Origin of the sequence: Fictibacillus nanhaiensis, assembly GCF_049537595.1 — a bacterium.
In the GTDB taxonomy this organism is placed as follows: Bacteria; Bacillota; Bacilli; order Bacillales; family Fictibacillaceae; genus Fictibacillus; species Fictibacillus nanhaiensis_F.
In genome coordinates this window covers 151131-176250 of sequence record NZ_JBMULM010000003.1, presented here as the reverse complement: position 1 = coordinate 176250, position 25120 = coordinate 151131, and the positions used below count along the sequence as shown (strand labels likewise).

General features: G+C 40.5%; 19 protein-coding genes. 6 read left to right on the top strand and 13 right to left on the bottom strand.

Annotation, left to right across the window (positions count from 1 at the left end):
* Window positions 1-139: 139 nt before the first annotated feature.
* The gene (locus ACOZ9X_RS16195; RefSeq protein WP_423419110.1) at window positions 140-2050 is read right to left on the bottom strand and encodes an ABC-F family ATP-binding cassette domain-containing protein; all 1911 of its coding nucleotides are present in this window, start codon (window positions 2048-2050) and stop codon (window positions 140-142) included.
* Window positions 2051-2468: 418 nt separating this feature from the next.
* Between ACOZ9X_RS16195 and putP the strand changes: the two genes are divergently transcribed.
* A complete protein-coding gene (putP, locus tag ACOZ9X_RS16190; protein WP_423419109.1) occupies window positions 2469-3944 on the top strand; it encodes a sodium/proline symporter PutP in 1476 nt (491 codons plus the stop codon).
* Window positions 3945-3983: 39 nt separating this feature from the next.
* Here putP and fni read toward each other — a convergent pair whose 3' ends face one another.
* From fni to ACOZ9X_RS16175, 3 genes are read right to left on the bottom strand one after another with little or no spacing between them, the layout of a single operon-like run.
* Complete coding sequence (gene fni / locus ACOZ9X_RS16185; protein ID WP_423419108.1) at window positions 3984-5027, bottom strand: type 2 isopentenyl-diphosphate Delta-isomerase; 1044 nt, start codon at window positions 5025-5027, stop codon at window positions 3984-3986.
* A complete protein-coding gene (locus tag ACOZ9X_RS16180; protein ID WP_423419107.1) occupies window positions 4987-5532 on the bottom strand; it encodes a glycosyl-4,4'-diaponeurosporenoate acyltransferase in 546 nt (181 codons plus the stop codon). The genes fni and ACOZ9X_RS16180 overlap by 41 nt, the downstream gene beginning before the upstream one ends.
* Entirely contained in the window at window positions 5533-6636 is a 1104-nt protein-coding gene (locus ACOZ9X_RS16175; protein ID WP_423419106.1) for a glycosyltransferase, read from the bottom strand.
* A 259-nt stretch (window positions 6637-6895) separates the two neighbouring features.
* Here ACOZ9X_RS16175 and ACOZ9X_RS16170 point away from each other — a divergent pair, with 259 nt between their 5' ends.
* The 5 genes from ACOZ9X_RS16170 to ACOZ9X_RS16150 all read left to right on the top strand — a co-directional run bounded on the left by ACOZ9X_RS16170 (window position 6896) and on the right by ACOZ9X_RS16150 (window position 12456).
* Complete coding sequence (locus ACOZ9X_RS16170; RefSeq protein ID WP_423419105.1) at window positions 6896-8401, top strand: phytoene desaturase family protein; 1506 nt, start codon at window positions 6896-6898, stop codon at window positions 8399-8401.
* A 2-nt stretch (window positions 8402-8403) separates the two neighbouring features.
* Window positions 8404-9243: a carotenoid biosynthesis protein gene (locus ACOZ9X_RS16165; RefSeq protein WP_423419104.1), complete on the top strand. Its 840-nt coding sequence runs from the start codon at window positions 8404-8406 to the stop codon at window positions 9241-9243.
* 5 nt (window positions 9244-9248) lie between these two features.
* Window positions 9249-10355 carry a glycosyltransferase gene (locus ACOZ9X_RS16160; protein WP_423419103.1) on the top strand — a complete coding sequence of 369 codons (1107 nt, stop codon included), beginning with the start codon at window positions 9249-9251 and terminating at the stop codon, window positions 10353-10355.
* Entirely contained in the window at window positions 10352-11842 is a 1491-nt protein-coding gene (locus tag ACOZ9X_RS16155) for a phytoene desaturase family protein (RefSeq protein WP_423419102.1), read from the top strand. The genes ACOZ9X_RS16160 and ACOZ9X_RS16155 overlap by 4 nt, the downstream gene beginning before the upstream one ends.
* 110 nt (window positions 11843-11952) lie before the next feature.
* Window positions 11953-12456, top strand: a complete 504-nt coding sequence (locus ACOZ9X_RS16150; RefSeq protein ID WP_423419101.1) for a GNAT family N-acetyltransferase — start codon at window positions 11953-11955, stop codon at window positions 12454-12456.
* 379 nt (window positions 12457-12835) lie between these two features.
* On the opposite strand, the gene ACOZ9X_RS16145 is transcribed toward ACOZ9X_RS16150, so the two are convergent.
* The 9 genes from ACOZ9X_RS16145 to ACOZ9X_RS16105 form a co-directional block, all read right to left on the bottom strand.
* Complete coding sequence (locus ACOZ9X_RS16145) at window positions 12836-13678, bottom strand: phytoene/squalene synthase family protein (RefSeq protein WP_423419100.1); 843 nt, start codon at window positions 13676-13678, stop codon at window positions 12836-12838.
* A gap of 5 nt (window positions 13679-13683) precedes the next feature.
* Window positions 13684-15123 (bottom strand): phytoene desaturase family protein, encoded by a 1440-nt coding sequence (locus ACOZ9X_RS16140; RefSeq protein ID WP_423419099.1) that lies wholly within the window; start codon window positions 15121-15123, stop codon window positions 13684-13686.
* Window positions 15120-16616, bottom strand: a complete 1497-nt coding sequence (locus ACOZ9X_RS16135; RefSeq protein ID WP_423419098.1) for a phytoene desaturase family protein — start codon at window positions 16614-16616, stop codon at window positions 15120-15122. Before ACOZ9X_RS16135 ends, ACOZ9X_RS16140 begins: the two co-directional genes overlap by 4 nt.
* Before the next feature lie 279 nt (window positions 16617-16895).
* Complete coding sequence (locus ACOZ9X_RS16130) at window positions 16896-17066, bottom strand: hypothetical protein (RefSeq protein WP_186320649.1); 171 nt, start codon at window positions 17064-17066, stop codon at window positions 16896-16898.
* 43 nt (window positions 17067-17109) lie between these two features.
* Window positions 17110-18378: an ATP-binding protein gene (locus tag ACOZ9X_RS16125; RefSeq protein WP_423419097.1), complete on the bottom strand. Its 1269-nt coding sequence runs from the start codon at window positions 18376-18378 to the stop codon at window positions 17110-17112.
* A gap of 119 nt (window positions 18379-18497) precedes the next feature.
* Window positions 18498-20297, bottom strand: a complete 1800-nt coding sequence (locus tag ACOZ9X_RS16120; protein ID WP_423419096.1) for an ABC transporter ATP-binding protein — start codon at window positions 20295-20297, stop codon at window positions 18498-18500.
* Entirely contained in the window at window positions 20263-22020 is a 1758-nt protein-coding gene (locus ACOZ9X_RS16115) for an ABC transporter ATP-binding protein (protein ID WP_423419095.1), read from the bottom strand. The genes ACOZ9X_RS16120 and ACOZ9X_RS16115 overlap by 35 nt, the downstream gene beginning before the upstream one ends.
* A gap of 134 nt (window positions 22021-22154) precedes the next feature.
* The gene (locus ACOZ9X_RS16110) at window positions 22155-23153 is read right to left on the bottom strand and encodes a cation diffusion facilitator family transporter (RefSeq protein ID WP_423419094.1); all 999 of its coding nucleotides are present in this window, start codon (window positions 23151-23153) and stop codon (window positions 22155-22157) included.
* Window positions 23154-23662: 509 nt separating this feature from the next.
* Window positions 23663-25084: an alanine/glycine:cation symporter family protein gene (locus tag ACOZ9X_RS16105; protein ID WP_423419195.1), complete on the bottom strand. Its 1422-nt coding sequence runs from the start codon at window positions 25082-25084 to the stop codon at window positions 23663-23665.
* Window positions 25085-25120: the final 36 nt, after the last annotated feature.

The following is a 25120-nucleotide window of genomic DNA, read 5'->3' as shown; positions in this document are numbered from 1 at the left end:
TTCAAAAAAATTTATGGTCCTTCAAGTAATTTTATAGGCCTTCAAAATCATTTATAGGCTTTTCGACAAATAACGCCAACCTCCCTTTCCAAAAAAAAAACACCCCCTGCTAACAGCAAGAGGTGCCCATCCAATCAACTCAACTATTCAGTTCTTCCACTAACAGAGAGAGCTCTTCCCATCGCTCCATCGCGGCTTCAAGCTCGTTCTCGACTTTTTTCTGCTCAGCCATTAGCTCGCTGATCTTGCCAAAATCGCTTCCTGCAGCGACGATCTCAGATTCAATCTGTTCCTTTTTCTCTTCTAAGTTCATGATTCGTTCTTCAATCGTATCCCAATCTTGCTGATCTTTGTACGAGAGCTTTTTCTTTTTTTCTTTACGGTGCTGTGCAGGAAGTTCAGTTACCTCTACTAATGAGGCCTCTTTTTTCACCGCAGCGGCCCGTTCATCACGCTCTTTCTTCTCATTCATATAGTCCGAATAACTGCCTTGAAACCTTACAACCTCTGCGTTCCCTTCGAATGCTAGAAGGTGATCGACGACACGGTCTAAAAAGTAACGGTCATGAGAAACAGTTAGCACTACGCCAGGGAAGTTCTCCAAATACTCTTCTAAAATCCCTAACGTTTGAATGTCCAAATCGTTTGTCGGCTCATCCAAAAACAGCACGTTCGGTTCTTCCATTAACACTTTTAGCATGTACAAGCGGCGCTTCTCCCCACCAGATAACTTGCGAATATACGTATATTGCATATAGCGAGGAAACAGGAAACGTTCGAGCATCTGTTCAGCCGTAATCGTCTGACCATCTACTGTTGTGATGACTTGCGCCGTTTCTTTAATATAATCGACTAAGCGCAAGTTACCGTCGAGCTCTTCATGATCTTGTGTGTAGTAGCCGATCTTAACCGTTTCCCCTACTTCAACGGAACCTGCATCTGGTGCCATTCTGCCTGCCAACATATTTAGTAATGTAGTCTTTCCGCTTCCATTCGGCCCGATGATTCCAAGTCGTTCACCAGGAACAATCAAGTAATCAAGATTTTTAACTAGCTCTTTTCCATCTAAACTTTTGCTCAAGCCTTCAACTTCAATCACTTTTTTCCCAAGTCGTTGTGATCCGATCGCAAACTCAACAGAGCCTTTCGCTGCAGGACCTGTTTCTTCTTGTAAAGTTTCCACTCGTTGAATTCTAGCTTTCTGTTTTGTAGTTCTCGCTTTAGCACCGCGGCGCAACCACGCTAATTCGCGGCGAAGTGTGTTTTGTCGCTTATCTTCGTTCTGAAGGGCGATTTCTTCACGTTCCGCCTTTTTCTCTAAGTACGTTTCGTAATTCCCCTCATAAACATAGAGTTTTCCATTATCGAGCTCAAAGATGTTGTTTGTTACGCGGTTTAGGAAATAACGGTCATGGGTAACCATTAATAAGGCGCCTTTATAGTTTCCTAAGAACGTTTCTAGCCATTCGACCGTCTCATTATCAAGATGGTTTGTAGGCTCGTCTAAAATCAGTAGATCTGCAGATTGAATGAGTGCTTTTGCGATCGCAACACGCTTCTTTTGCCCACCGCTTAAATGCTTCACTTGACGAGAAAAGTCGCGAAGTCCAAGCTTTGTGAGCACTGTTTTTGCGATAGTGTTCGCTTCCCATGCCTCATTCTCATCCATCTTTTGCTGGCTGTTCATCAGACGCTTCAGCTTTTTTTCATTCGATGGATCTGACTCTAAATCGAGTAGAGCTTGTTCGTATTCACGCATCGTCTTCATGATGAGTGAATCTCCGAAATAAATTTGATCTAAAACGGATAAATCTTCGTCTAGTTCTGGTTCTTGTGCCACATACTCGATCTGAAAAGTATTTGCATGAGATAATGTTCCTCGTTCAGCAGGTTCCAACCCAGCTATTGCTTTCAATAATGAGGACTTACCTGTGCCATTCGGTCCAATGAGCCCGATTCTTTGCTTGTCGCTGATCGAAAAAGTAATATCATCGAATAGCGTTTTTTCACCATATGTTTTATATAAATTTTCAACTAATAAAATACTCAAAACCATATCATTCCTTAGGCTAATGTCTTTGCATTCTATTGTAGCTTAACCCTGTCAGAATAGCATCTTTCGGTTATGATTTGCATTCTTTTTGGAATTTTTGTTATAGTGTTAAACATGTTCTGAAAAGAAGTGGGCACGTTTTTTGCTCAAAACGGATGCCACCTATTTTCAATTCACACATCGGCTTTGCTTTTTTCTTGTAGTTGATGCTGGGTTTCAAATGAATCCGGCAAGATTTTAATGCGTTTATCGACCGCGCTTTTGACTTCAAGTTTTTTCTGCTATTCCTCGCAAGCTCTATTTGCAAATAAAAAGCTCTAAGAAACAACCTGCCAACTTTTTCATAAACAAGTCATCCGTTGAGCAAACTAACATGACCCATTTCATGAAAAAAGAAAAGGAGAGAAATTTTTACATGCAAACAGGAGTTATTATTTCTTTAGTTATTTACATGGCCGGTATGCTTTATATCGGGTACTGGGCTTACAAAAAAACATCTGATCTAAATGACTACATGTTGGGTGGAAGAGGATTAGGTCCTGCAGTTACTGCCCTTTCAGCCGGAGCATCAGACATGAGTGGTTGGATGATGATGGGTATTCCAGGTGCGATGTTCACTGATGGGATCAGCTCGATTTGGATCTCTGTTGGACTCGCTGTCGGTGCTTATCTTAACTACATTCTTGTAGCACCTCGTCTTCGAACATATACGGAAGTCGCAGATGATTCCATCACCATTCCTGATTATCTTGAAAATCGTTTTAACGATACACAAAAAATTCTACGTATCGTTTCTGGACTTGTAATCATAATCTTCTTCACACTTTACGCATCTGCTGGACTTGTATCTGGCGGTAAGCTGTTTGAAAGTGCATTCGGTACAACTTATCTAACTGGTATGTTGATTACAGTTGGGGTAGTTGTAGCTTATACACTATTTGGTGGATTCCTTGCAGTAAGTTGGACGGATTTTGTTCAAGGCTGTATCATGTTTGTCGCATTGATCTTAGTGCCAATCGTTGCATTTACAGATATCGGTGACACGCAAACAGTTATTGATACGGTTCGCGGGGTTGACCCATCCCTTCTTCAAGCAACAAAAGGTTTGACCACTCTTGGGTTGATATCATTTTTAGCTTGGGGATTAGGTTACTTTGGACAACCACATATCATTGTTCGTTTTATGGCGATCACATCTGTAAAAGATATTAAAACAGCAAGAAGAATCGGTATGAGCTGGATGATTGTCTCTCTTATCGGTGCATCTCTTACAGGATTGATTGGTGTTGCTTGGTTTGCAAGAGAAGGAAGAGAACTTGCAGATCCTGAAACAGTATTTATCGAATTTGCGAACCTGTTGTTCCACCCGCTAATTACTGGTTTCTTATTAGCAGCCATTCTAGCTGCAATCATGAGTACGATCTCTTCTCAGTTGTTAGTAACATCCTCTTCTGTAACAGAAGACTTTTATAAGCAATTCTTAAAGAAAGATGCTTCTCAGAAGGAACTCGTTATGATTGGCCGTATTGCGGTACTTATTGTAGCCGTAATCGCTGTATTGTTGTCATTAAACCCTAGTGATACCATTCTTAGCCTAGTAGGTTATGCATGGGCAGGATTTGGTTCAGCGTTCGGACCACTTATTCTGTTAAGTCTCTTCTGGAAGAAGATGACGAAGTGGGGTGCTTTAGCAGGTATCATCGTTGGTGCTGTTACAGTCCTTACGTGGGTACAGTTCCCAGACCTTAAAGAACAAGTGTATGAGATGATTCCAGGATTCTTCTTAAGCTTAATCGCAATTCTCATTGTGAGCTCATTAACGAAAAATCCATCTAAAAAGGTTCAAAACCAATTTGATGACATGGAAGAGACACTTGATGATTTAAAATAATGTAAACAAAAAGCGTTCCTGACTACAGGAGCGCTTTTTTTATGCCTTCTTAACAAGTCGTTCTGAATGTGCGAGTTCTTCGATACGACCAGCACCTATACCAAACATCGCTGCACGCATCTCAAACTCGATGCGTTCCATCTGTATGAGCAGCGCCTCAACATCATTTTCTACAGCTGATGGAAGAAGCAGTCTTCCAAAACCAGCTAGATTAGCACCTAGTGCAATGGTTTTTGCAGCGTCGACACCGTTTTTGAGCCCCCCACTTGCAATCAATGGAGTGGAAAAATTATTCTTCCTGACCGCGAGTATGCTTTCAGCAGTCGGCAGTCCCCAGTCTAGAAAGGCTTCCGCTGCTTCTTTTCGAATACTGTTGTTCGAACGATAGCTCTCTACTTGTATCCATGACGTTCCACCTGCACCAGCCACATCAATGAATTGAATTCCCGCCGCTGTAAGTCGGTCTGCTGTTTTTTCGTCAATCCCCATTCCTACTTCTTTTACTCCGACTGGCACATGAAGAGAATTTGCAATTTCTTCGATCTTAGAAAGTAAATGAGAAAAGTTTGTATCTCCTTCTGGCTGAAACACTTCTTGTAGTGTATTCAAGTGAAGAACGAGCATGTCTGCTTCAGCCATCTCGACCGCCCGTCTACACTGATCAATCCCAAAGTCATAATTGAGCTGAACCGCTCCAATGTTCGCGAAGATCGGAATATCAGGAGCATACTTCCGAATCTGAAACGTATAAGCAAGATCCTCGTTCTCAACCGCAGCTCTCATTGATCCGAGGCCGATCGCCCATCCTTTTTCTTGAGCAGCCAGTGCTAACTGTTGATTTATTTGATAAGCCGTTTCTGTTCCTCCTGTCATGGAAGATATCAAAAAAGGCGTACGCATCTCTTTGTTTAAAAATGTGGTTGTAAGCGAAATTTCATCAAATGTTAATTCAGGCAATGCGTTAGGTATGAATCGATAATTTTCAAGTCCTGTTGTAATGCCTTTGCCTTCAACATCTTCGTTCAAACTTATTCTAATATGTTCAGTTTTCCGCTTTTCCGTAAGGTCCTTCGAAATATCCAACAACGTTCCTCCTCTTCCGTTCCAGTGTCTTATTCTTAAGATCCAGGATTCGAATCAGCCTGAACCTGTTATATCTTTGGATAAAAATAAAGGGTAGATTAAACAGAACGGCATACACAATCATGATGTTGCCGATCCAGACAGGGTTCCACAAGAAAAACAATAGAGCGGGTGGCATAGACAGCCAATGCGTTAATTCTGCACGGCGTGTTTCTGCTAAAAAACGAGCTAAATACTCTAAAGAATCCCCTTCTAATGTTTTCTTCGCGAATCCTCCTCTATAAAAATCACCACCATCTGGCAGTATGGTTTTCCATTTACGTATTCCTATTTTTTCATACCATCCTCCACTGTTTTCCCAACCAAAAGCTGAATCCCATCTGCTCTCCTTTGTAAAGTTAGAAAAAGGAATTACATGAATGATATAAGCCACCGTTAAATGAAAGATAAGCCAAGCAAGTATATTGATCACTACCGTCCAAAACGGAGAAAGTTCAATCAGCATTTACGCATCTCCTTTTTCAGAAACCGAGATTTCTCTACCCTTCCACTTTACTTCTTTTTTGATCACACTCAAAATAAAAGACCAAATGTACACCACAGAAAAAAACAGGAAGTGCGCAGGGTGTGTTAAAGCTGAAAAAAACGTAGCCGTTCCAATCTTCTTCATTAAGGTCTTAATCTGAATAGCATAAAGCAGATAGAAGATTCCCCAAATCACCATTTCGCTCACATCTTGAACCATTAAAAATGGAAGCTGGATAGCAAGACTTATTCCTCCGGTAATCCAGGCAACAGTTAACACTAGGGGTATAAATGGGGTTTTGGCAGAACCAAGTGCGAAGCTTTTACACCATCCGAAAAATAGTGCTGAAAGACCTTCTGCATACATTCGAAAATAAACCGCCTTGTATCCTGAGAAACAAGTAACGTTCACATTTTGATTCATAGCTACTCTGCCCATTTCCATATGTTCAAGAACTTGATGTCTAATCCCTTCATGACCACCTATCTCTGTATACGTTTCTCGGTCGACCATAAGACACGGACCAAATGCTCCAGCAGGTTTTTTTCGAAATACCGTAAAGCATTGCATGGCCGCCATGACGATTATGTTAAAGAGCGAAGATAATTTTTCTCCGGCACTCTTCATCTGATGAAACGGTTGAACACTGATCAATCCCCCGTTTCTTTCCCATTCACCACACAAGCGTTCAATTCCGTCTCTCTCTATTTCTAGATCTGCATCTAAAAATACCAATAAAGAGCCTGTAGCATGTTTTGCTCCATTCCAACATGCCCATGGTTTGCCTAACCAACCGATTGGAAGACGTTCTGGCTTTACCACGGTAACACCGAACTCCCGAGCGACTTCTTCTGTTCGATCTTCAGAATCATCGTTAACAACAATCACTTCATGAAGCTTTATACTTTGGCTGCTCAATGTCGGCAATAATTTTTTTAAGTTTGCTTCCTCATTCCTTGCGGGAATAATAACTGAAACAGAATGTGGTTCATGGGGACCTTTAGCACTTAGCGTGCGAATATTCCATAGCATGAACCATCCACAAAGCCACATGATCGATAGATACAAAAGGGTAGAAAACATGTCGACTGTCTCCTTCAGAAAAAAAGTTATAGTTACAGCTTTGGCTTTGTATTCTTTTTTCAAACAATTCTTAAAAAAAGAGGAATTCATATATTCAGTCAAGAACTGAAATTAAAGAATCACTTTTTAAATATGTTGAAAAAGCGTTCAATAATTTTACAATGGTTGTACATAAACTATACAATACAGAGGAACAGTCGTACAGCAACAGCTAAGGAACAACCTTAACCTTTCAATCCCAATACCGAGGAGGATTTTGATGAAGAAAAAAGTGTTAGTTGTAGGCGGCGGACTTGGAGGCCTATCAGCAGCTCTTCGATTGGCAGCTGATGGACACGAAGTAACTGTACTCGAAAAGAATGAACGTATCGGTGGTAAACTCAATCAGCGTTCCGGAAAAGGTTATACCTTTGATACGGGCCCTTCGATCTTAACGATGCCATGGGTACTTGAACAGCTGTTCGAATCAGCTGGAAAGAACATCCACGATTACATAAACATCCAGCGTATCGAGCCACAGTGGAGAACTTTTTTTGAAGATGGCACTGTGATTGATGTGACGAGCGACCTGCCAGAGATGCTGAAGGAAATCAATAAAGTGAATCCGCAAGATGCTGCTTCATTCTTTAAGTATCTGGATTATTGCAGCCAAATGTATGAACTTAGCATGAAGAGTTTCTATAAGAAAAGTTTATCTGGATTGAACGATCTGCGTACTCTTCACAGCTTCAAAGAACTTCTTGCGATGGATCCTGTGAAATCAATGGACCAAGCAACGAAAAAGTTCATTAAAGACAAACACCTTCAACAACTATTTAATTTCTTCATCATGTACATCGGTTCCTCCCCATATCAGGCACCTGCCGTTCTTTCTCAGCTGATTCACGTACAGCTTGGCCTTGGTATTTATTATGTGGAAGGCGGAATGTACAAAATTGCTGAATCGATCTTAAGTGTTTTAAACGAATATAACGTTGATGTTCGAACGAATCAAAAAGTAGTTGGCATCTTAACAGAGGGCACTACGGCTAAAGGCGTAAAACTTGAGAACGGCGAAGAGCTGTATGCAGATATCGTAGTTTCTAACTTAGAAGCGATCCCAGCATACAAGACACTTCTTTCCAACCATCCGCAAGCTAAAAAAGCGGCAGAAGATCTAAGTAAATACGAACCCACTGTATCAGGACTCGTATTATTGCTTGGAGTCGATAAGAAGTACGATGAGTTTGCGCATCACAATTTCTTCTTCTCTCAAAGTGGGGAAAGAGAATTTGATCAAATCTTTAACACGGGTATTCTTGCAGATGACCCAACAGTTTATGTGGGAATTTCATCAAAAACTGATCCAACGCAAGCACCTGAAGGTAAAGATAACTGGTTCGTCCTAACGCATGTACCACCTCTTAAAGAAGGCGAAACGTGGGAAAGCAACCTTGAGAGCTATCGTGAACTCGTCTTGAACAAGCTTGAGCGAATGGGAGCTAAAGACCTGCGCCAGCACGTAGAATGGGAATACACGTTTACACCTGACACGTTAAAAGAACTTTACGGACCGAACGGTGGCTCCATCTATGGCATTCGAACGGATCGTAAGATGAACGGCGGTTTTAAAATTCCGAGCAGAAGCAACCAATTTAATAATCTGTATTTCGTTGGGGGCTCTACACATCCTGGCGGCGGCGTTCCAATGGTAACTCTATCAGGACAGCTGACAGCTGATTTAATAGGTGAAGATTTAAAAAATGTTTCAAAGGAGATCGGGTAATATTGCAACCAGCACAGCAGCATGGCACCATTGATAAAGTACTTTTTCGGTTCTTTATCTTTTGGTACAGCGTAGGATTAATACTTCTTGTTTTTGATATTCTCCCTCCTGCTCTTGAGTGGGCAAACAGTGTGTTTTTAATTGCATGCGGTATTCTTGGAGGATTTTACTTTTATCGAACGTACGGTAACTTTGGCGCTATTTTCACTCTATTCGTTCTGTTTGGAAGTATCGTAGCAGAGAGTATCGGCGTCAAGACTGGCCTGATTTTTGGTCATTATAATTATAGCGATCAGCTCGGTTTACAATGGTTAGGCGTACCAGTTGCTATCGGATTCGCGTGGGTGATGATTTTAGCCGTCTCTCACGCGATCGCTGGTGGAATCGTTAAACCATTTAAAGGTCAAACTGCTATAAAAGTACCACTCTATGTGGTTACAGGTGGTCTGATCGCAGTTGTCATGGATGGGATTATTGATCCTGTCGCTTACCTTGTTAAAGGTTACTGGTTCTGGGATGGATCAGGGATCTACTATGGAATACCTTTACAAAACTTTGTTGGCTGGTTTCTTTTGGCTAGCTTCTTTCATATCATTTTAGTTACTGGATTGAACATTACGAAGAAAACTGCAACCACTCAGCATCCATATTGGCATTCTCGTACGATCGCTGTGTTTTTGATGGTCACCAGCATGTTCGTAGTTTTAGGATTAACTTCCGAGCTGTATCTAGCTTCATTCGGTGTGACTTTCGCTAGCATCATCTTGTTGAGTTTATATCGCATTAACAATAAACCACTTTCTCTAAATCGCAATATAGCTTACAGCACAAGGGAAAGGTGATATCCATGGTACTCCTATTTATTACAGCTGCCACTCTCTTTTTAGCAGCAACCCTATTTAATAGTCTCTTTTTACCCTCTCTAAAAAAGCCCTCATTCAAGGCTTCTCATTCAGAGAGGGTTGCTGTTTTTGTGCCGATGCGAAATGAAGAGAAAAACGTCGCTGGTCTCGTCAGCACTTTAAAAGGACTGACATATCGTGAAATATCCTTTACTATCCTAGATGATCATTCAGATGATGATACATATAACTCGCTGTTGAAACACATCGACCACGATAGCCGTTTCAGCGTTTTACAAGGGAAAGAGCTTCCTTCTGGCTGGGCAGGTAAAGTGCATGCTTGTCACCAGCTTAGTCAAAGTGCAAAAGGTGATTATCTTTTGTTTATCGATGCGGACGTTCGGCTTCATCCCCATACGATTGAGACTTCACTCGCATTATTGAAGAAGCGAAAAGCTAGTCTATTATCTGGGTTTCCAAAGTTTCCTGTAACTCTCTTTTTTGAGAAGCTAATTGTTCCTCTGCAGCATTTTGTTATCCTTTTTCATCTTCCTCTACTTTTTGCTAACTTTACAAAATGGCCTCCAGCAACAGCAGCACACGGTGCGTTCATGTTGTTTAAGAGTAAGGATTACCGGGCCATTGGTGGTCATGCTAGCATTAAGAATTCATTAGTTGATGATGTAGACTTAGCCAAAACCATGAAACGAGCGCGTTATAAAGTTGTTCTCGCCAATGTAACGAAATATGTTTCTTGTTATATGTACTCGACCAATAAAGAAGTTTGGAACGGATTTACAAAGAACTTGTTTCCTGGATTAGGACGTTCCATCTTACTTGTTGCTTTCTTATCTCTTTTTTATACCGGATTTTACATAGCTCCTTTATTCTTTTTCATATATGGCATATTCACTGATCAATTGTTATGGCTGCTTCCTTACTTCATTACAGTCATTCAAAAGGCATATGTCGATCTGTTAACGGGACAAAAAGCTTATCTTGCTTTCACCATGCCGTTATCCGCAGTAGGGTTGGTCGTGCTAGTGAATGCCTCTATGTGGAAAGCACTGAAAAAGCAAGGCTACGAATGGAAAGGACGTTCTTATCAATGAGAAAAATCGCAATTGTCGGTGGCGGTCTTGGCGGATTATCGGCAAGCATCTCACTTGCTAGTAACGGATGTGAGGTTCATATTTATGAAAAAAACGAGCATTTTGGCGGTAAGTTGATGCCTGTAGCTTTAGGTTCTCACACGTTTGATTTCGGACCGAACACCATCACGATGCCTCAAATATTTGATGAGGTGTTTTTGGATGCAGGTGAGGACCCTAGAGACTATTTTGAATGGATCAAATTAGATACGCATACTCGAAATATTGGTAGCAATGGCGAAATTTTCGAGATGTCTACTGATGTGGATCATGTGATGAATCAATTAAAGAAACTTGATCCCTATGCGGCACAGCGCTATCACGATTATCTTTCTGAAGTGACTCGTTTGTATCATCTAGCAGAAAAAGAATTTTTCCCTAGAACCTTTACGAGTATGAAAGATTATCTTTCACCGTCACTGTTTAATGCTTTTACGAAAGTGAGACCGCTGCAATCCATGGACAGCTTTCATCATAAATACTTTAAGCATCCGCTATTACTGCAAACCTTCAATCGGTATGCCACTTACATAGGTTCATCGCCCTTTCAAGCACCTGCTACATTCTCTCTAATCGCTTATCTAGAGATGATACAAGGTGTTTATTACGTAAAAGGCGGCAACGTGAAGATCGCTGAAAGCATGGCGCGACTGGCAGAAAAACTTGGGGTACAGTTGCATGCCGGAGTAGAAGTGAAAAAAATAAACGTGACAGACGCTGAAGCAAAATCTCTAATTCTTTCAAACGGAGATGAAGTGGCGTTCGATGCTGTCGTAATGAACGGAGATCTGCTCGAAGCGTATCCTAAACTCGTAGAAGAACGCTACAGACCTTCTATGAAGAATAAAAAAGTGGGGAGCTATTCACCTTCGATTTCTGCGTTTGTTCTATTAGTAGGACTAAACAAACGGTTAGACAACCTGCTGCATCATCAAGTGTATTTCTCAAAAGATTACAGACGAGAATTCCAAATGTTATTCGACGGAGATTATCCCGATGATCCAACCATCTATATTTCAAATTCATCTGTAACGGATCCATCCGTCTCACCCCAAGGAGACAACCTTTTTATATTGGTTAACGCACCGCCTATTGGAACGTCTTCTTCTAAGAGCCTGGATGAGTATGAGCTATACAAACAACTAGTATATGACCGGCTAGAGTCGTTCGGTCTTCATATACGGCCGCATATCCTTCACGAGAAGATGATAACCCCTCACGACATACAAGCTAAATTTGGAGCTTTTCGAGGAGCATTATATGGTATATCAGCCAACGAACGCAAGAACACGTTCCTCCGCCCATCTAATCGCTCTAAAGATATACGTAATCTGTACTTTGCTGGAGGTACAACGCATCCTGGAGGCGGCTCCCCGATGGTCATCATGAGCGGCCGCAATGTCGCCCGTGAACTGCTGAAGGGGTCAGTCCCCAAACAGTTATCATAAATGAATGAAAACGAGCAAACGCCCTAAGCGTTTGCTCGTTTTTAAATTCATCTTTCATACTGTTTCCATTTTGTGGTACACTAATTTTTAAAAACATTGGGGGATATTGCATGGAAGTCCGTCTCTTAAAACCTGAAGATGCAAAAGCTTATTGGGAGCTTCGACTTGAAGCATTAAAATCAAATCCAGAAGCGTTCGCTTCAAGCTATGAAGAAGCGATACAGAGAAAAGATCCACTAAAGGAAGTAGCGAGCAGATTACAAGAAGAAGGAAGTTTTACGTTTGGCATGTTCGATGAAGATCAGTTGATAGGCAATGTAACGTTAGTTCAAGAAAAAGCTTTGAAAATGCAGCACCGCGGCAACATTTATGCCATGTACGTAAGCGCTAATAACCGTAAAGCAGGTGTCGGTCGCTCTTTGATGAAAGCCGTTATTGAACAGGCAAAACGTATACCTGTTCTTGAAAAACTGAACTTAACCGTTGAAGCTAACAATGAAAAAGCAAAGAACCTCTACACTTCACTCGGTTTCAAAACATATGGATATGAAGAAAAAGCCCTTAAAGTAGACGATCAATATCACGATGAAGAACACATGGTGCTGTTTTTATAGTATTGTTTAAAGTTTTTCCTTTTTAAGAGTACTTTTCTATGAATTAAACTGTCTTAGTCGATTTAGCTCCTTAAATGTAAACTGTTTTTGCACTTGCAACCGCTGTTTGGATATACCATCTGGGGTATGCAACTCGTTAATACTAGAAATTTCACCTATAATTCTAGAAGTTACTGAATTAATACGGCGAGATTCGGCCAGAATACGGCGAGTTTTACAGATATATCGGCGAGTCGACAAGACTCGACTCTTTACTACACTGCTCTATACCCCTCTCTCAAAGAAATTGACCAACTAAAACAGAAACGTATAAATTCAAAAAGAGCTGATAACACAGGCAACAACCACCTGGTTTATCAGCTCTTTTACTAGTATCAAGCTATTTCACAGCAATCTGCTTTAACAGATCTCCTTTTTCAACACTTGATACAAATGCTCTTCCATTAAACACTTTATAATTCTGCTTACGAACTTTGTTTAGAATCTCTCGGTAATAAATCGCTGCTAGCTGCACAGGCATTCGTGATTCAATCGGATAGTGCTCTAATGTTTCATTGAATTTTGCATAAAAGACTTCCGCACGAAGCGCTATACTCTCCCATGACGCAATAAAACGAGCATCTACCACTTCATTCTTCAAATCTTCTTCCGTATAACCATATTCAGCCATCACATTCGAGGGAACATACACTCTGTCACGATCCAGATCTTCCGCAATATCGCGCAATACATTCGTAAACTGCATGCCGATCCCAAGCGCGATCGCTCCTTCGCGAAGCCCCTCTTTTTGTTCAGGTGCTAATATCGGCAATAGCATCAAACCGACTGTACTGGCAACGTGATACGAATAGTACTCTAGCTCTTCCACAGTTTCGTAATGTGTCTTATACAGATCCATTTCTTGTCCTTTAACCATATCTAAAAAAGCTTGATGATCCATCTCGAAGTTTTGAAAAACATCCTGCAGTGCGATCCACATTGGCTCGGCTGCAGGAATTTCACCTTTAAGAAACTGATTGAACTCTGCCTTAAAGACAGCTAGCTCTTCCTTGGGGCTCTCTCCCTCATCAACAATGTCATCTACTGTTCTGCAAAATGAGTACACGGCCCAAACGGCACGTCGCTTGTCTTCCGGTAGAAATGAAAATGCTTTATAAAAGGTTTTAGAATGAACTTTAATGATCTCTTCACAATGAGAATAGGATTCCTGAACCGTTACCAACTGTTTCACGCCCTTTCAAGATATTTGGCTAGATGTTTTGCACTCTGCATAACGATGGGAACTCCTCCACCTGGATGGATTGATGCACCAACGGCGTACAGATTTTCGTATGGAAGAGGTTTAATCTGAGGTCGAAACACACCAGATTGTTTTAAAGTAGGCGCAATACCAAAACTGCCACCTTGGTAAAGCCCATCAGTGAGTGCATCATTTGGTGTTCGGATCTCGCTCCACACGATCGAATCTTTCAGCCCAGGATAGCCTCGTTTTTCCAATGAATCAATAATAAAATCTGCATAACTTTGTTTCTCTGACTCCCAATCTACGGTGTCTCCTGAAGGAACTGGAACAAGAACGTATAATACGCTTTTTCCTTCTGGCGCGAGTGTTGGGTCTATTTTTGAAGGATAGAACGTGTAAATGGCCGGATCACGAGGCAACTTCTTTTGTAAGAACACTTCTTGCATATGTTCATCAAAGTGATCCGTCATAAAGAACTGATGAACATCTGCTTCATCAAACATTCTGTCTAGACCAAAGTACAAAAGGAAACAACCAGAAGAAGATTCGTAGTTTTTCTTGACCGGCTTTGGTCCCGGAATAAGATGGTGAATACCAGGAAAGTCACCATTATAGATGACCATGTCATGCAGATGAGTACCTTCTTTTGTCACAACCCCGTTACACGAGTTACTTTGCAACGACAACGCTTCTACAGGGGTGCTTAAACGGATCTCCACACCTTGCTCGACTAGCTTTCTTTGGAGCAAATCTACAACACTTCCATATCCGCCTTTTACATACCAGATGCCGTGAGCATGTTCACTAAATGGCACGAGCGAATACATGGCCGGGGAGTTTTCAGGTGATCCTCCGATATACAGAGTTTGAAACGAAAAAGCTTCCTGCATTCTAGGATGGCTGAAGTACGCTTCTGCTAACTTTTTTACAGATTGATAAGCTTTTAGTTTTGTAAGTGTGTGTAGGTTTTTCGGTGTCCAGAAATCCCTTCGGTTTACGAAAGAACGATCTAAGAACGCCGTTTTCCCTTGATGAAAACGATCGTACATATCTGTTACATAACGTAAGAACCCTTGCTCTTCCCCTGGGAACATTCTCTTAATTTCGTTAAGCTGTCCAGGCAAGTCACTCGTTTTATAAAAATGAGATCCGTCTGGATAATTCAGCTTATACATCGGACTGCATAGGATCAGCTCTAGCTCATCCCGCTCAATGCCAACTTCACTTAAAATTTCATAGATCATTTCAGGAAGCAGCACGATCGTAGGACCGCTATCAATTTTGTAACCTTCTTTTTCAAAAAAGTTCAGCCTGCCGCCAAGTCTGGAACTTTTCTCGTAGATCGTAACTTCTTTACCTTGTTTTCTTAAGTAGAGTGCTGTAATTAAGCCACCAATACCTCCGCCAACAATTCCAGCATTCATACGGATCGAACCTCCATTGCGTCATGTTTCTCTGCCATCATGGTTGTTGTAATACGGGCAGATTCCATGATCGTGGGAAGACCGCTTCCCGGATGAGTACCACCGCCAACTAGCCATAATCCTTCGATTTCTTTTTGTTTATTATGTGGCCTGAAGTACATCATCTGGGTTAATTGATGGCCAAGGTTAAACGTTGCCCCTTTATAAACTGAGAGTTTGTTTTCCCAATCAACCGGCGTGAACATATATTCTGTTTCAATATGCTGTTCCAAATCTTTAAAATCAGTTCGTTCTTGAAGCTGCTCTAGAACAAGCTTTTTAAAATCATGCTTATGATGTTCCCAGTCGATCAAGCTAAAATTGTTAGGAACAGGAGCTAAGATGTAAAGCGCTGATTTCCCTTCAGGAGCAAGAGTTGGATCTGTTACTGATGGATTATGAATATAGATGGAAGGGTCTTGCGACAAAATCTTCTTCTTCGTAATCTCTTCAACATTCTTACGATAATCTTCAGAAAAAACGATCGTATGATGCGGAAGGTCGTATTTCTTATCCACACCGACGTAAAGCATAAATGCTGAGCAAGAATAGCTTTTTTTCATTAGTTTGTCGCTCGTATACTTTTTTGTAGATCCTTTAGGCAGCAACTTTTCCATGGCATGAGCGAAGTCTGCATTAACTACTACTTCATCCGCAAACACTTCTTCACCTGAATCGAGTTGAAGCCCCTTCACTCTGCCTTTTTCAATAATGAGTTCTTTTACACCTGATGAAGTGACTACTTCACCACCGTACTCTTTAATTACTTTAACCATTGCCTCTGTAATTTTGTTCACACCGCCTACAGGGTGATAAACTCCGTATGCGTGTTCCATATAAGAAAGAATGGTAAACGCACCCGGACATTCCCAAGGAGACATGCCCAAATATTTTGCCTGAAACGTAAAGGCGAGTCGTAGTCTTTCATCTGAAAAATACTTTGAAAGTTGATCGTGCAATGAATCCATCACCGTTAACTTCGGCAAAGCTTTAATGAATTTAAGCTGTAAATAATCCAACAAAGAATCATGCTTATTTTGTAAGATGGGCATGAGTGCTTCGAACTTCTCTTTTTCTTTCTTCATAAAACGACGATAGCCTTCACCATTGCCAGGAAAGACCGCTTCTATATTTTTATACATGACAGATTGATCAGTTGTAGAATCAATCGTTGCATCTTTAAATTTCAGCTGATACATCGGTTCAAGTCTTTTTAACTCGATATAATCTTCTAAGCGTCGATCTGCAAGCTGAAACATTTCCTCCAAGATGTGAGGCATATTTAAAAAGGTTGGACCCCTATCAAACGTATAACCATCTTGATGAAAAGCAGAAGTACGCCCACCGATAAACGGTTGTTTTTCGTATACTGTCACTTGATATCCCTTACTGGCTAATAGCATTCCCGCAGTTAGACCACCAGGACCCGCACCAATTACAGCTACTGATTTCATACATGCATACCTTCCTTCTACTTTTACAAACTATATACAAAATATTATACAAAAATTATACGATGTGAGTTCTACGATTGGCAAATTTAAAAGATATAAAAAAACACACTCAAAAAAAGATTCATTGATGTGTGCTTCTTCACATATGGTGTGTATGTAACTTCGACGAAAAAAATAGAAAACCTTCCCAAACAGTTAAATAAAATAAACTTTAAACATAAAACATAAAATGTGACAAATGACCAAAAAAGCCTGTAAATTCTACAGGCTTTCTGAACATCATTCTTTTGAATGTTTTTCTTTGTGATTAAGATAGTCTTCTTCTTCATTTTTTGGCTTTTTCTTTCTAGCTTGGCGCACAATCAATATAACAATAATGACAACTAACAATAAGCTGACATTCAGGAAGCCTCCAAAAAACTTAAAGAGTTCAGACATAAAGTTATCCATGCTGCTTCACCTCTTCTCAGCATTTTCCCCTTTTTTACGGTTTTTAAACCGTTTCTCTACTAAGAAGATGTGTGAGGGGCAGCGTGACACTGACTTTCGTACCTTTCCCTAACTTGCTCGTATAATCAACTTTTCCTCCCATTGATTCAATAATTCGCGTAGATACCATCGTACCCAAACCAGTACCTTGCTCTTTCGTAGAAAAGAAAAGAGACCCCACACGCGCGAGCTGTTCTTTAGTCATTCCTTTACCCGTATCCCTCACAATAATCTTAACAGTGTCATCCTCTTCCATTAGTTTTATTGTCACACGCCCTTCTTTTGGCGTTGCCTCTACTGCATTCTTTAAAATATTTATTAGAGCTTGTTTTAACTGATTGCGGTCCGTTGTCAGAACTGCATCTGATTCAATCGTATGGGTGAGCGAAATTCCTTCCTTTAACGCATAAGGATTTAATAGAATACTTAATTCCATGACTAATAAAGGAAGAGGAAATGTTTCGATCTTTTTAAATTCAGGTTTGGCAAAGTTTAGATAATCACTGATAATATTTTCCGCTCTGCCTAATTCACTTAAGATGAGTGGATAGTAATGCTTATGACGCTCGTCTTCCCCTTCCATCAACTGAAGAAATCCTTTTACAACAGTTAGCGGATTACGAACTTCATGTGCGATTGATGCAGCAAGTTCCCCAAGCGTATGCTGCTTCTCAGAACGTCGAATCTCGTCCTTCATTAAATTTCTTTCAATGACAGATTCATTTAATACTGCGGCGAAAACAACAGCAAAGATTTGAATGGTTCCAAACACACCTATGTATAGTGCTAACTTTTGATCAATCACTAAAAAATTCTGATTAAAATTCAGATAGATTAATAAGATGATTAACTGAACAAGCGCGGGCCAAGAGCCTATGATAATCGAAAGATAAACTCTTTTTTTCGGGTTAGATTTCCAGAAGTACTTATAGATGAGAAAAGGTAAGGCACAGGAAATAACTGCTACGATATATGCTAAGAAAAGCGTTTCGCCACCCATAGCTGTTCTAGTCAGCATAAGAGCAGCAATCGTTATGATTCCAGAAATTGGACCACCATAAAAAATAGACAGAACGACCGGAACATACCTTAGATCCCAATACAGTGAGGAATCGTAATAGGCAAAATACATGCAGAGCGATGCAGCAGATCCATATAGTATGCCTAAGAAATATGGTGATCGGCCTATTTTTCGATGTTCGAACAAAAAGCTATAGCTCAATACGGGTGCAAGAACAATTAAAACATGTAAAAGCAGCTTCTCAACGATCATTCTATACTCCTTAGTCCTGAATGTCTTATGTTCTATCAATACGACAAAAAAAGGGCAATTCCTTCAAGAATCGCCCTTTTATTATGACTAAAGCCTCATTATTATTCTAAATCCACCGATTAAGCATCTTGCTTTAATTGACTATGATAGAGAGAATGATAAAATTTCTTGTTCTTGAGCAATTCATCATGTGTCCCTTTTTCAAGAATACCACCATCGTGAAGGACTAAAATTTGATCAGCCTGTTGTATCGTGTTCAATCGATGTGCGATCACAAAGCTTGTTCTTCCCTGCATAAGACGCTGCAGAGCTTCTTGTATCTTCATTTCAGTAATCGTATCAATGGAGCTAGTCGCTTCATCTAAGATCAGTAGTGACGGATCCGCTAAGATGGCTCTTGCGATAGATAGAAGCTGTTTCTGTCCCTGGCTGATGCCGCTTCCTTCTTGGTTCAGTATCGTTTTATATCCTTTAGGCAGCTTCTGAACGAAAGAATGAGCATTCGCTAGCTTTGCAGCATTCACTACTTCTTCATCCGTCGCATTTAAACGTCCGTACCGTATATTTTCAAGGATGGTTCCTTCAAACAAAAAAGAATCTTGGAGGACAAACCCCATATGACTTCGAAGAGAGCTTCTTTTCACTTTTTTAATATCATGTCCATCGATTAAAATCTGACCGCTATCGCTCTCGTAAAACCTGGAAAGGAGATTTACGATAGTTGTTTTTCCTGCACCAGTCGGTCCTACTAACGCTACCGTTTCTCCTTCTTTCACTGAAAAATTCAATCCACTCACGGTTTTTTCATCCTTCTCATAAGAGAAAGAAACATCTTGGAACACTACTTTACCTTTTACAGCAGACAGTTCAGTAGCACCTGTTTCATCCATCTCCTCTTGTGATTCATCCAGGATTTCAAAGACTCTCTCCGCACCAGCAACTGCTGACAATAATGTATTAAATTGGTTGGCTAAGTCATTGAGCGGTCTTGTGAATTGTCTAGAATACTCAACGAATATAACGATCACACCGATCGATACTTTCCCATTCAACGCAAGTACGCCGCCGATCCCCGCTATTAACGCGAAGCTTCCATTGTTAAGCACGTTCATCAATTTCGGAATAAAGCCTGAGAAGGTCTGCGCCCAATATCCAGACTCTCTCAACCGTTCATTCTTAGCCATAAATTCTTCCATCACTCTTTTTTCCTGCGAAAATGATTTTACGATACGCTGGCCAGAAGTGATCTCTTCGATATAACCATTGATCTCGCCCAGATTTCTTTGTTGTTCTTTAAACCGCGCGCCTGTTCTTTTCGTAATCCACTTTAACCCTAAGAACATGAGTGGCACGATAGATAAAGAGATCAGTGTCAGTATCGGACTTAAATAGATCATGACACCCACTGTTCCAACGAGGGTGAGTATGCTTGAGAACACTTGAATAAACGAACTGTTCAACGTGGAACTGACGTTTTCTATATCATTCGTCACACGGCTCATCAGTTCACCATGTTGCCGTTTATCAAAAAAGGAAATCGATAATCGGTGAAACTGGTTAAACAGATCGTTTCTCATTCTTAACACGGTATCTTGCGCGATTCCGATCATCCAATAGTTTTGCAGCCAAGTAGACAAAGATTGACCTACAAAAACAAAGATGAGACCAAATAAAAGTTTGTTTAGTCCTTCTATATTTTCTTTTACAATATACGAGTCTATAGCCATACCGATCAAGAATGGCCCGAGTAAGCTTAAAGCTGAGCTTATGATGACCATGAGCAAGACTAGACTAAGCAGAAATTTTTGATCAGAAAAGTAGCTTCCGATTCGTTTGATGGTACTTGCCCAATTTTTTGGTTTTACTTTTTTTCCAAATAAGTGATTATGTGGATGAGGTCTGTTTGAACCCTTTGACATGCTGAAAGTCCTCCTCCCCAAACTGTGATTGAACGATCTTTACGTATAACGGTGAGGTATTCAACAGTTCTGCGTGAGTACCCCATGCACCAACTGCTCCATCATCTAGAAGCAAAATATGATCAGCTTCCATCGCAGTACTAATCTTTTGTGTAATAATGAACGTTGTACAAGAATACGTTCTTAACGCTTTTAACAGCTTTCCTTCTGTTTTCAAGTCCAATGCACTCGTACTATCATCGAGCATGAGTATTTTTGGTTTGCGAACGAGTGCTCTTGCAATAGACAAGCGCTGCTTCTGTCCACCAGAAAGGTTTACACCACGCTGGCCGACTCGAGTATCATATTGATTCGGTAATTTTTCCACAGTCTCATGAATTTGTGCATCAACGGCTGCAGATATGATCTCATCAGAAGTAGCTCCCTCTTTACCCCAACCTATATTCTCTGAAATTGATCCGGTAAACAGAACAGCTTCTTGAGGAACCACACCAATACCTTTTCGCAAGGTTTCGATCGGATAGTTCATTACATTTTTTCCATCAACTAGTACTTCACCTTCTGTTACATCATAAAGCCTCGGTACGAGCTGAAAGAGTGAGGTCTTACCTGAACCAGTTGAACCAAGTATCGCTAAAGTCTCTCCTGGTTTTACAGAAAAAGAAAGATCTCTTAGAACCGGAACATCACTTCCTGGATAGTGAAACGAAACTTTTTTAAATTCGACTGCTCCGTTACTTATCTTCAGAGAGTGGTCTGTATCTTGAGATTCAATGAGGTCTATTTCTGTATCTAGCACTTCTCCAATTCGCTGGGCAGATGCTTTTGCACGTGAGAATGCCATAATAATAAACGATATTATCGTCAAGACAGAGGAAATACGGAATGAGTAGTTTACGATCGCTACCACCTCTCCTACCTCAATTGACCCCATACTCACCTGTCTGCTTCCGAACCAAAGAATAAACAGAATTCCAATATTCATGACAAATAATAAGACAGGAATCGATACTTCGATCAAACGAAGAGAGGAGACTGTTTTTTCCTTCAACTCTCCACTCGCTTGTTCAAAGCGATTTTTCTCAAAATCTCTCCGTAAGAATGCTTTAATTAGTCGCATTCCCATTAGATTTTCACGCATGACACGATTCACACCATCCAGCTTATCTTGCACATCTCTAAACATACTGCCAGCCGTTTGAAGAACCCATTTTAAGAAAAATAACAAGAAAGGTAATATAACGACTAGTAGTAAAGCCAGTTTCCAGTTCACGATTAAAGACATGATCACACCACCGGCTAGTAATAGTGGTGCTCGAAGCATGATCCTCAAACTCATAAATACTGTATTCTGAAGTTGCGTTACATCATTTGTCATTCGTGTTATTAATGAAGAAGCAGGAAACTTATTGAAATTTACAAAAGAAAAAGACTGTACCTTCTGGAATACACGCCGTCTAATATCAAAACCATAGTTCTGACTAACATGTGCGGAGAAGAATGAATTTGCAATTCCTGCTGCAAATGCGACTAGAGCTAGCCCAAACATGACAGCTCCCCAGTACTTTATAACACTCAAGTCGCTCTTCAAGATGCCATCATCAATAATCTTAGCCATAATCAACGGCTGCAGAAGTTCAACGCCAAGTTCAGTTAACGTTAAAAATAAAGCAACTCCGATCGCGACACGGTATGCTTTTAAATACGAAAATACTTTCCACATAATTGATCCCCCGAACGTCACCGATGTTTAACAAACTTAACCATCTATTAGTATTTTATCCTTTTTCATAAAAATATTTAACTATTTCGACTTCTTATCCTATTTTTTAGTAAAAAGAAAACCCGCCTAAGTGTTCAGCGGGGCTCTTCTGTCTTATCTTCTTTTCCGTTCACTTCAATGTCTGCTTTCTTCGGCCACGTTTTTACATGGTCAGTTTCTAATATCCCCATCGTAACATCACCAATGTCTGTATCTTCTAAAAGCTTATCCCTCACCCGAAACTTTATATCATCTGCGTCTGCCAGAGTAAATCCTTCTTTAAGTTCAATATAGCTTTCTACATGATATCTTCTGCCCTCTTGCAAAATTCGTAGTTCTTTAATATCCACGACATCCTGGTCTGAAAGAATCATATTCGCAATACGGTCTTCAACTACTTTTGGAGCTGCAACTCCAATCAATCCTCGAGTGTTTTCGATTCCTAACTTAAATGCTACAACAACGAGAAGGATTCCGATCAATAATGTTCCGATACCATCTAATATATATGCTCCGGTTAGGTCTGCTAATACGATAGATATAAGTGCTAACAAAGCCCCTGAAGTCGCGATTAAATCTTCATAAAAAACTAAGCGGGTTGGCGGTGCTGCTAAAGCAACATTCTTAAAAGACTCCTTTACGATACCAAATCCTTTTGCATCACTTCTCGTCTCGTGGACAATCTCCTTCATCGCCTTTATGAGGATAAAGCCATCAACTAAGATCGCTAGTATCATGATTGATATATTCAACAATAGATTTGTTGAAGATTGTGGATCTTGTATAAGCTTCCATCCTTTTAATATCGTTTCGTAAGCCATAATAGAAACTACGATTACAGCTACTAAAACGAACAGATTCACCACTCGGCCAAAACCAGCCGGAAATCGTTTAGTCGGTTCCTTTTCAGAAAGAGCACTTCCGAAAAATACAAACGCCTGATTTAGTGCATCTGCAGCCGAATGCAGAGTTGTTGCAAACATGGCACCACTTCCGCTGACTGCAGCAGCAATTCCTTTAGCAATAGCAAGTACTGTGTTTCCTAATGCGGCAATGCCGGACGATTTATTTCCTTTTTTAAGTAGTTCAATCAAAGGTCTGCCTCCACTCTTGTTTTGTATTTTTTAACATTCATAATAACTCGTTAATGTTATTGTTTATGACTACGTTATTGAAGCTTAGATTACGTACCCATACAACAGCTAGTTTGGGGTAGGTCTTTAATGACTCTCCTTGGAAAAAAAGTGTAACGAAACATGGAAATCACTTACTTTCAAAGGCAACAAAGAATAAGTAAAAGACTTGTTACGTACTTTTATAAAAGATTTTTCCTTCAGCTCATTGACTCCCTTGAAGTTTATTGGAGTGGAAGGTGCGAGACTCCTGCGGGACAGGCGGGCAGGTGAGACACTTAAAAGTGAAACGTATAAATGTGGCTCACCGCCTGCCCCGCGGAAAGCGAGCACTTGGAACGGAAATAAACTACTTTCATAAAACATCAATGAACACCAAAACATCTTTTCAATAAGAATTCCTGTAAAGCTCCCTATTTAAACCACATAAAAAAACAGGCTGCTACAAACAGCCTGTTCAAAATCAATTATTAGGATACTTTCTCTTCATTATTACCTTGTACTTCTTTATATCCACCTTCCCAATACTCTGCATTCTTAATGCCTAGTTTGGTTGAATCAAAAACAGGATCAAGCCCCGCTTTCTTCTGTTCCTCGTAATCTTTTAAAACGCGAAGAGCTGGCTTTGCTAGTATGAGTATGGCAATTAAGTTCAGCCAAACCATGATTCCTAGTCCAAGATCTCCTAGCGCCCAAGCTAAGTCTGCTGTTTTCACAGCTCCGTAATACGTCGTTCCTAATAAAACAACCTTGAGCAAAAACATTGGAATTTTATTATTGCGGCCTCTCATGAGGTAGGCGATATTCGTTTCGGCAATATAGTAATACGCCATAATCGTTGTAAATGCAAAGAAAAATAGGGAAACTGCTACAAAACCTGAACCGAATCCAGGAAGAACAGATTCAATGGCTTCTTGTGTAAAAGCAGTACCCGCTTCTACGTTAGGGATGTTCTCGACAATAAACGACTTGTCCGCTTCATTTTGAACGTTATACATGCCTGTAAAAAGAATCATGAACGCTGTTGCCGTACATACCAGCCACGTGTCAATGTATACAGAGAATGCTTGTACAAGTCCTTGTTTGGCAGGATGCGATACTTCTGCAGCAGCAGCCGGATGAGGCCCTGTACCCTGACCCGCTTCGTTTGAATAGATTCCACGTTTAACTCCCCACATGATGGCTGAACCTACAATCCCTCCAAATGCTGAATCAAAAGAGAACGCGCTTCTGAAAATTAAAGAAAGGACCTCAGGAATCTGAGGGATATGAAAAGCAACGATGATTAGTGAAACAAGCACATAACCAATTGCCATAAATGGAACAACATACTGTGCTACATTGGCAATCCTTTTAACACCACCAAAAATAATAGCGGCTAAAATAACAATTAAGAAAATACCTGTTACAGATGGATTGATGTTAAAAGCATTATCAAGTCCAGCAGCAATCGAGTTTGATTGGATACCTGGCATAAGCAGTGCCATAGCAGCTAGAGCGGATACCGCGAAAATGATACCGTACCATTTCCATCCGATGCCCTTTTCAATATAGTACGCAGGACCACCTCGGTACTCCCCGTCCTGTTTTACTTTATAAACTTGCGCAAGTGCTGATTCAACAAAAGCACTCGAAGCACCTATAAACGCGATCATCCACATCCAGAAAACCGCACCAGGGCCACCAAAGCCGATCGCTGTTGCTGTTCCTGCAATGTTACCTGTTCCTACTCGACCAGATAACGCAATCGCCAAAGCTTGGAAAGAAGAAACACCCGCTTTCGAACTTTTTCCTTCTAACATGAGTTTGATCATTTCTTTAAAATGACGGACTTGCAAAAATCTCGTTAAAATTGAAAATAATAGCCCTACCCCTAAACAAAAATAAATCATCGGCTGACTCCAAAGAATCGCCACTGCATCTCCTAC